General features: G+C 69.8%; 8 protein-coding genes. 5 read left to right on the top strand and 3 right to left on the bottom strand.

All coding sequences use genetic code 11. The features are described from left to right. From M3B01_RS14075 to M3B01_RS14065, 3 genes are all read left to right on the top strand, one after another. Window positions 1–1,211, top strand: a 1,211-nt coding sequence (locus M3B01_RS14075; RefSeq protein ID WP_259793113.1) for a hypothetical protein, incomplete at its 5' end; no start/stop codon positions are given. Between the two features lie 361 nt (window positions 1,212–1,572). Next, a complete protein-coding gene (locus tag M3B01_RS14070; RefSeq protein WP_259793112.1) occupies window positions 1,573–2,040 on the top strand; it encodes a hypothetical protein in 468 nt (155 codons plus the stop codon). Between the two features lie 90 nt (window positions 2,041–2,130). Then, on the top strand, window positions 2,131–2,727 hold the full coding sequence (locus M3B01_RS14065) for a PTS sugar transporter subunit IIA (RefSeq protein WP_259793109.1): 597 nt from the start codon (window positions 2,131–2,133) through the stop codon (window positions 2,725–2,727). 180 nt (window positions 2,728–2,907) lie between these two features. Here the strand turns inward: M3B01_RS14065 and M3B01_RS14060 are convergent, their stop codons facing one another. From M3B01_RS14060 to M3B01_RS14050, 3 genes are read right to left on the bottom strand one after another with little or no spacing between them, the layout of a single operon-like run. Then, complete coding sequence (locus tag M3B01_RS14060; RefSeq protein ID WP_259793106.1) at window positions 2,908–4,431, bottom strand: alpha-L-fucosidase; 1,524 nt, start codon at window positions 4,429–4,431, stop codon at window positions 2,908–2,910. Between the two features lie 56 nt (window positions 4,432–4,487). Next, window positions 4,488–4,832, bottom strand: a complete 345-nt coding sequence (locus tag M3B01_RS14055; RefSeq protein WP_259793104.1) for a hypothetical protein — start codon at window positions 4,830–4,832, stop codon at window positions 4,488–4,490. Further along, on the bottom strand, window positions 4,829–5,110 hold the full coding sequence (locus M3B01_RS14050; RefSeq protein WP_259793102.1) for a type II toxin-antitoxin system Phd/YefM family antitoxin: 282 nt from the start codon (window positions 5,108–5,110) through the stop codon (window positions 4,829–4,831). Before M3B01_RS14050 ends, M3B01_RS14055 begins: the two co-directional genes overlap by 4 nt. Before the next feature lie 103 nt (window positions 5,111–5,213). On the opposite strand from M3B01_RS14050, the gene M3B01_RS14045 reads away from it, so the two are divergent. Together M3B01_RS14045 and M3B01_RS14040 are read left to right on the top strand one after the other, a co-directional pair. Further along, on the top strand, window positions 5,214–6,860 hold the full coding sequence (locus M3B01_RS14045) for a M81 family metallopeptidase (RefSeq protein ID WP_259793099.1): 1,647 nt from the start codon (window positions 5,214–5,216) through the stop codon (window positions 6,858–6,860). Between the two features lie 106 nt (window positions 6,861–6,966). Next, window positions 6,967–8,001, top strand: a complete 1,035-nt coding sequence (locus M3B01_RS14040) for a hypothetical protein (RefSeq protein WP_259793096.1) — start codon at window positions 6,967–6,969, stop codon at window positions 7,999–8,001. Window positions 8,002–8,130: the final 129 nt, after the last annotated feature.

The raw sequence follows: 8,130 nt of genomic DNA, 5'->3' as shown, positions 1-8,130 counted from the left end.
GCATTGCCGTCATCGGCGAACCGGGACTGGTGGACGCCTTCCTGACATCGCACGGACTGTCCGGGACGGACATGGGGCTGGGCCGCCGCTCCGAGCAACTGCGAGCTGCTGGCCGAGTAGCCCAGGCGGCCTCGGCCGCCACCGCCCAGTCCGGGAAGTGGCTGAAGCTGGCCGACGAGTCCGCCGCGGCCATGAAGAAGCTGCCGATGACGCGCAACTCGACCACCGGTCTCCTCCACGCTTCCCTGCGGGCGGCCGACGGCAAGTTTGCGAAGAACCTCCAGTTCGTGTCCGTCTCCGCGGTGTCGCTGTCGAATCCCGCCACCCTCGCGATACTCGGAGCGACGATGCTCCAGATGGCGGCGGAGAAGTCGATGGAGAAGATCCAGGACTACCTCGAGGTCATCGATACCAAGATCGACGACGTTCTGCGTGCGCACAAGGACGCCGTCCTCGCCGACATGATCGGGGTGGATCTTCTCCTGGACGAGGCCATGACGGTGCGTGCCGAAGTCGGGCATGTATCGGCCGTCACCTGGTCGAAGGTGCAGGCCACGGCGCTCACGGTTGCGCGCACGCAGGCCTATGCCCTCCGTCAGCTGGACGCTCTTGCTAACAAGGTCGAGACGTCGAGCATCAAGGAGATGGTCAGCACCGTCGCCGAGGTCGAGCCCGACGTCCGTGACTGGCTCCACGTGATCGCTCACTGCAGCCACCTGCAGGAAGCGATCACCGTGCTCGAGCTCGATCACGTGATGGAGACCGATCCGGACCACCTCGTCGATCATCGTCGGGGTCTTGCCCTTGCGAGGCAGAACCGCCTGGCAACGCTCCATCGCTCCACCGAGCAGATCCTCGAGCGGATGAACGTGGTTGGAGATCGCGCCAACGCCAAGGTCCTGCTCTCGCCCCGTCCGGCCCGCGCTGCGCTCACCTCGTCCACCACGATCACCGGGGACGTGTTGGCATTCCAGACCGCCCTGGATATCGAGGACGGACACGATTCGCCAGAGGCCAAGCGCTGGCGCACCGCGGCGGTTGAGGCCCGGAACAAGGCCATCGAGAAGGGTGCCGACGGCGTGCACACGGTGAAGGACTTCGGCACCGGCACCGCAGAACGCGTCCGCGATGGTGCTGGGCGCCTGTCCCTCGGTGCTCGCGCGTTCCGCGATGCCGTCCGGAAGGACCGCCCGGCCGAACAGGAGGAGTGACAGATCCACCCTCCCGTTTCGTGAGAACCCTCGCGGGTGGCCTGGGTCACTGATGTCCGTTCGAGCCGGGATCCATGTCCCCGTACACCGCTGACATGCGTCCCCTGATGCGGCTATAAGCGCTGTTCACACGCTGAAACTTTCAGCGTGGCGCCGGTCAGTGGGCGGTCCGACCGTTTCGCGGTACACGACACGGCGTCGGCATCATGACGGCGTTTCCGTTCGTCGGCGACTGGTGGTTCTCTCCTGTTGAACGCCGCGTGCCGGGCTCCTGTCGATCAGTTCCTCTGGAGCCCGGATCACCGGCGTAGTCATCACCGACAGGCCATCTGGCCGTCGACCTACGACCGAGGAGAACCTCATGAGCACCATGCTCCCCACCGCCCCGACCGCCCCCACCACTACTCTCAGCAACCTCGACGTCGACCTGGAGCTGGACCTGCTCATGTCCCTGTGGACCGAGTCCGAGGAGTTCCACTACCAGTTCCAGACCAGCGTCCTCGGGGCGCCCTCCGATGAGTTCCTGCCCCTCAGGTCGTGGACCCACCTGGGCGAGGTGCTGGCCGAGGTGGTCAGCCACGGCACCGATGACCATCTGATCGTGCAGAACGCGCGCCGGCCCCAGTTGTGGGCACAGCTGAAGCCGGTGGGCCCGGGCGAGCACCGGGTCGAGCTGTCCGATGGGCGCGGCTGGGTGCAGCAGCTGTGCCCCACCCATGCAGCCACCACCTGGAGCACCGATCAGGCCTTCGAGATCCTGCGGCGCTACGTCATCGACGGTTCCGTGCGGCAGGACAGCCGCCGCATCCCGATCCCGGAGGGCCGCTGACGGTCACGGGCGTGGGAGGATCCAGGTCCACCCCGAAGCAGGGCAGGCCACCATCGCGTCCCCGGTGGACGGCCGGGACGGAGCACCCGCATGAACGAGCAGAACACGAGCACCTCGGGCAGCACCAGCGACGACGACAGCACCAAGCGCAGCGTCCTCCGGATACTGCCGAACGCAGCCATCGCAGGCCTCGACGTCACCGGCCCCGGCGAGGCCGAGGAGACGGGCGGGACAGACGGGATCGGGGGTGCGGGCGGAGAGGGCCGTTCCGCCGTGGAGGCGGTGCTGCGTGCCCTCGCTGCGCGTCTGCTCGCCTCGGGTGCGGTCACCGCTGGCTTCGAGGCCGCGGTATTGGAGCGGGAGCGCAGATACCCGACGGGCCTGCCCACGGTGATCCCCGCAGCGATCCCCCACACCGACCCGGAGCACGTGATCGAGCCGGGCATCGCGGTGGCCACCCTGCGCGAACCTGTGGACTTCGGGGAGATAGGCGGTTCCGGCGGGGCGACGGTGCCGGTGCGCCTGGTGGTGATGCTGGTGCTGCGCGAAGCCCACGCCCAGCTGGACGCCCTGCAACACCTGATCCAGGCCCTGCAGGACGAGGCCGCCGTTGGCACCGTGCTCGAAGCGACCGACGATGCAGACCTGGAACAGCGCGTCAGGCAGTGGCTGCAGACCCCGGGCTGAGGCATGTCCATATCGGAATGCGGTGCACCGCCATCCACAGGGCACCACAACGGAGCGGGGTCTCGTTAACCTGGGAAAAGAAAACCCCGGCTGCATGCCGACTCAAGTTCGACAGAGGCGTACGCCGGGGACTTCGACCCCGAAGCTATATCGCCATCGAGACCGAGTCCAGCCCCGCCCTCACTTCACCCGCAGCGTCACCACCGCGACCGGATCGTCGGTGTCCCCGGGGGTGAGCACCACGGTGTCGCCGTCCACGTGGGCGGCGGCGGGTGCCTTCTCCTGGTCCTCGTCGTCGTCGCGGTCGGGCCCGTCGGAAACGTTCCGGGAGTCGTCGGCCCGGTCGGCGTCCTCCCGCTCACCCGGGTCGACCGAACCGGCCGCATCGTCGGTGCCGTCGCTGGCGCCATCGGCGGCGCCCTTCTTCTCGCCGCGCTCGGGCACCTCGGCGAGCTCACGGATCGCGGCGGAGACCTCGGCGCTGAGCCGCACCTCGCCGGCCTCGGGGTCCAGCAGCAGCACGTGCAGCTGCTCCTGGCCGGTGCCGTCGGTCCCGCGGGTGAACCGCACACCCTCCGGCGGGATGCGCACGGCCTCGTGCGTCCAGGGGCGGGTCGCATAGATCGCCTCGCCGTACTCGTTGATCCACGCGCCCAGCTCCTCCAGGGCGAGGGTCTGCAGCTCGGGGATGGTGCCGTCGGCGCGGGGGCCGATGTTCAGCAGCAGGTTGCCGTTCTTGGAGACCACGTCCACCAGCAGACGGATCACCTCAGCGCCCGTCAGGGCGTGCTCGGCGGATTCGTCGTGGTTGAAGCCGAAGCTCAGGCCCAGGCCGCGGGTGGCCTCGAACACCTCGTCCTGCACGGAGTCGACGTCCTGATACTCGCGGGTGGCCACGCCGTGCACGGGCACGCCCCAGCGGTCGTTGACCATGCCGCCGGGCACCTTCTCGAAGTACTCGCGGAAGATCTGCTGCAGGGAGTTTGGGCCGTCGTGCTTGCCGGCATCGGGCCAGTCGATGTCGTTCCACAGGATGTCCGGGGAGAACCTGTCGATCAGCTCGCGCAGCTGGGCGGCGGCGAAGGCCGCGAACTCCTCGTCATTGCGGCGGAAGGAGAACAGCTCCTCGTGGGAGGTGATGGGCCCGAAGTCGCTCTCGTGCCAGTCCAGGGCGCCCGAGTAGTACAGGCCGAAGCGCAGACCGGCAGCACGAGCGGCCTCCTCGAGCTTCGCGATCAGGTCACGGCCCGGCTTGTGGTGGGCAGCGGTGAAGTCGGTGGTCTGGCTGTCCCACAGGCAGAAGCCGTCGTGGTGCTTGGAGGTGGGCACCAGGTACTTCGCGCCGGCCTTGCGGGCCAGCTGCACCATGGCGGCGGGGCTGGACCGGATCGGTTCCCACGAGTCGGCGAAGTCCTCGTAGTCGTGGTCCTCCCCGAACAGCTTCAGGTGCCGCTCGCGGGTGGGGCTGCCCTCGATGCGCACGGTGTTGGCGTACCACTCGGCGTACTGGTGGCGGGCGTAGGCGTTGTCCTCGGTGACGTCGGAGCGGTCCAGCACGTCGGCCCAGCCGGGCACCGAGTACAGGCCCCAGTGGATGAAGATGCCGAACTTGGCGTCGCGGTACCAGTCCGGGACGGTGAGATCGGGGTAGGCGCTCGCGGGGGCGGCACCCTCGGGGCCGTGGCGGTCATCGAAGCTGATCATCAGGGTCTCCTGGAGGTGGGGGGGGCGCGAGACCACCGTATCGGGAGTCGTGGCACCTACCTGGAGGTGCGCCCAAGGTTGGCTGCGGCGCGTACGTAAGCATCCATGTCGTATCGCTCACCGGCGGCGATGGCCTCGACCATCATCCCGTGGAGCCCACCGTGTCGCTCGCGATAGACCAGGCGGTATCGGGGCCTGGTGGCGTGTTCGGGATCCGGGTCGAGGTACACCTTCCGGCAATCGGAGAGGTCACCGATAGCGGGAGGATCGAACAGCGGAGCACCTCTCTGCTCCCCGCGCGCGAGCGAGAACATCGTCTCGATCGCTGCTTTCTGGACGTCCTTCGGCAGCGCCTTGAGATCGTCCTTGAACGCCGGGATCCAGCGGAAAGGGAGGCTCACGCGGAGTCAGCGGGGTCGAAGCCGAGCTCGGTCAGGAGAGAGTCGCTGTCGGAGGACGGCTGGCTCATACGGGACGCGAGGGTCTCGGCGAGTTCGAGGTCCTCGAGGATCGATTCGAGACGCTCGTAGAGCTCGAAGGGGATGATGGCTGCCTGGGGCTTGCGGTGCGCGCCGAAGACGAGGGGCTCGGCCGTCACCCCCTCGACCTGGAACCGGGCGAGGGCAGCGCCGATCTCCTCGCGGGCTTCGCGGCTGGTTCGTACCTGGGTGATCGCCATGGCGAAAGGATACCACCAACGTGTACACATTTGTGTACCTCACTTGCTGCTGCGAGGATAGCCCCACCCGCCATCAACCGCTTAAGTCCGGGAGGGCCTCCTCATGAACCGTCGCACCGAGCCCCACAGGTCTGAGTCTCGCAGGCCCCGTATCGGCATCGCCGGTATCGCCATCGAGTCCTCCACCTTCACCCCGTACCGCTCCTCCGCGGAGGACTTCGAGGTGCGCCGCGGAACCGAGCAGATCCTGGACCGCTACCCCTTCTTCACCGGGGGCTCCGCCTCGGGAAAGGCGCTGCGGGAGCCGGCCGACTACGTGGGCGTCCTGCACGCCCGTGCCCTTCCCGGGGGTCAGCTGGTGCGTGAGGTGTATGAGGGGTGGAAGCAGGAGATCTGCGAGGGACTGGCCGCCGCCCACGCCGAGGCGCCGCTGGACGGGTTCTACTTCGACATCCACGGCGCGATGAGCGTGGTGGGCCTGGAGGACGCCGAAGGGGACCTGATCTCCGCGATCCGTGAGGTCATCGGCCCGGACGTGGTGGTGGGCACCGCGATGGACCTGCACGGCAACGTCTCCGAGACCCTGTTCGACGCCTGTGACCTGCTCACCTGCTACCGTCACGCCCCGCACATCGACGCCTGGGAGACCCGCGAGCGGGGCCTGCGCGACCTGGTGGACGCGACCGCCGCTGTGATGGCCGGTGGCGCGCTGCCCCACAAGGCGCTGGTGCACGTGCCGGTGCTGCTGCCCGGGGAGAAGACTTCCACCCGCATCGAACCGGCCCGGTCCATCTACGGCCGCATCCCCGAGCTCACCGCGCGTGAGGGCGTGACCGACGTGTCGTACTGGGTGGGCTTCGCCTGGGCCGACCAGCACCGCTGCAAGGCCGCGATCGTGGCCTTCGGGGCCGACGCGGATGCGGTGGACGCCGCCGCACTGGAGCTGGCCACCGCGGTGTGGGAGGCGCGGCATGACTTCGAGTTCGTGGCCCCCACCGGCAGCTTCGCGGACTGCCTGGACCAGGCGATCGCCAGCGAGAAGCGGCCGTTCTGGATCTCCGACTCCGGGGACAACCCCGGCGCGGGCGGCGCCGACGACACCACGTACTGCCTGGCCCAGCTGCTGGAGCGCGAGGAGATTCGCTCAGCGCAGGTGAGCGCCCTGATGGTGTCCCTGGTCGATCCGGCCTCCACCGACACTGCCTGGGAGCTGGGCGTGGGCGGTCGCGGCGAGTTCGTCGTCGGGGGCAGGATCGATGCCAGCGCGCCCGGCCCGGTGCCGCTGCGCGCCGAGGTGGTGGCATTGGACGACTCGCCTGCCACCGGTCGCGCCGCCGTGCTGCGGGTGCTGGTGCCCTCGAGCGACACCGCGGACCGGACCGGCCGCGGCGCCGAGACCGCAGCCGAGGCCGGGGGGACCGTAGCCAGCGACGCCGACACTCAGCAGCTGTCGGGCCTGACGGTGGTGGTCACCGCCCGCCGCTCCCAGTTCGCCACCACCGGCATGTTCGAGCGGCTGGGGCTGTCGATGACCGGGTTCGACGTGGTCACCGTGAAGATGGGCTACCTGGAGCCGGACCAGTACGAGGCCGCCGCCGACTGGCTGTTGGCCCTCACCCCGGGCGGCGTGGACCAGGACCTGGTGCGCCTGGGCCACTCCCACATCGACCGGCCGATGATCCCCTTCGATGCCGAGATCCCGGCCCCGCAGGCCGCGGGGATCAGGCGCGGCGGCGGGTCGCGGCCCTGAGGCGAGAGGTCGGAGCGGGCCGCTGGAGTCCCCTCTGCGGTATCCCAGCCGTACGCGGTAGCCTTCGAGCGAGCCGGATCAGCGACCGGAGACGAGGCGGGTGAGCGTGAGCGAGGAGAACGGACCGTCGGCCCTGCAGCCGATGCCGGAGGGCCAGCACGCGCCCTCCCAGCCGAGCGCGCCCACACACAACGGCTCCGCGCCCGGTGGCGACGCCCCGGCACGGCCAGGCAACCCCGGCGGTGACGCCCCGGCTGCTGGCGGACACCCCGCCCACTCCGATGGGGCTGGCGGCGCCGCCCCCCGCGCCACGCTTCCCGGCGACATGGACCTGCCGTGGAAGGCCACCGCAGAGCGCCGCGACCTGTGGGGGCCGGCCCAGAAGCCGCTCGAGGGGAAGGTCCACTCCCCCGGTTCCACCTCCACCTCGAAGGAGCTCGCCCACCCCCGCCGCAACCCCCTGCTGAGCGTCGGGGTGCCGCTGCTGAGCGGCTCCGCTGCGGCCTTCGCCGTGGCAGCGCTCGGGGTGGCCGGGGTGCTCGCTGCCCCGGTGGCAGTGATCACCGCAATCGGCGCGGGTGTGGTGACCGCGGGCGGCACCGGCGGGATCCTGTACTCGCTGCGGCCCACGCCCAGTCCCCTGCTCACCAGCGGCGTGGACATCCCCGAGTCCACCCGGGAGGTGCTCGAGCAGATCCTGCACGCCACTGCCGAGACCCGCGGCCGCACCCGCGACCTGCGCACCAGCACCTCCGATCCCACCTCCCTGCAGGTGCTGGAGCACGTGGACTCCCTGCTGGTGCGCATCGACGCCCTGGCCGGATCCGAGTCGATCCAGACCCTGCGGCCCTCGGCCGGGGAGGTCACCATGCTCTTGGGCATGGCCACCCGGTACGTGCCCGAGCTGGTGGACGCCGCGGAGGACACCATCGGCTTCCTCGCCACCTTCCGCGGCGACGCCCGCCGGGACGCCCAGGAGAACCTGCGCAGCGTGGACCAGCAGCTCACCGTGCTGGGCGACGGCATCGAGCGCATCGAGCAGGACATGGTGGCGGGGGTGTCCCGCTCCCTCGAGGTGCACTCCGAGTTCCTGCGCACCCGCTTCGCCGACCAGCACCTGAACCCGATCATCGACGTGTGACCCACCGGTCCCGGGCGGCCCCCGCCCGCCCCCCCCCCCCCCCCCCCCCCCCCCCACCCCCCCCCCCCCCCCCCCCCCCACTTCGTACCCCGTACCGGATTTGAACCGGTGTTACCGCCGTGAGAGGGC

This window comes from Brachybacterium sp. p3-SID957, from assembly GCF_025144775.1.
Classification (GTDB): Bacteria; Actinomycetota; Actinomycetes; order Actinomycetales; family Dermabacteraceae; genus Brachybacterium; species Brachybacterium epidermidis.
This window is presented reverse-complemented; position numbering and strand designations above follow the sequence as displayed.

Bases quoted from the DNA above. Each gene is read 5' to 3' on its own strand.
- M3B01_RS14070 (WP_259793112.1), top strand. From the start codon at position 1,573: ATGAGCACCATGCTCCCCACCGCCCCGACCGCCCCCACCACTACTCTC.
- M3B01_RS14065 (WP_259793109.1), top strand. From the start codon at position 2,131: ATGAACGAGCAGAACACGAGCACCTCGGGCAGCACCAGCGACGACGAC.
- M3B01_RS14060 (WP_259793106.1), bottom strand. From the start codon at position 4,431: ATGATCAGCTTCGATGACCGCCACGGCCCCGAGGGTGCCGCCCCCGCG.
- M3B01_RS14050 (WP_259793102.1), bottom strand. From the start codon at position 5,110: ATGGCGATCACCCAGGTACGAACCAGCCGCGAAGCCCGCGAGGAGATC.
- M3B01_RS14045 (WP_259793099.1), top strand. From the start codon at position 5,214: ATGAACCGTCGCACCGAGCCCCACAGGTCTGAGTCTCGCAGGCCCCGT.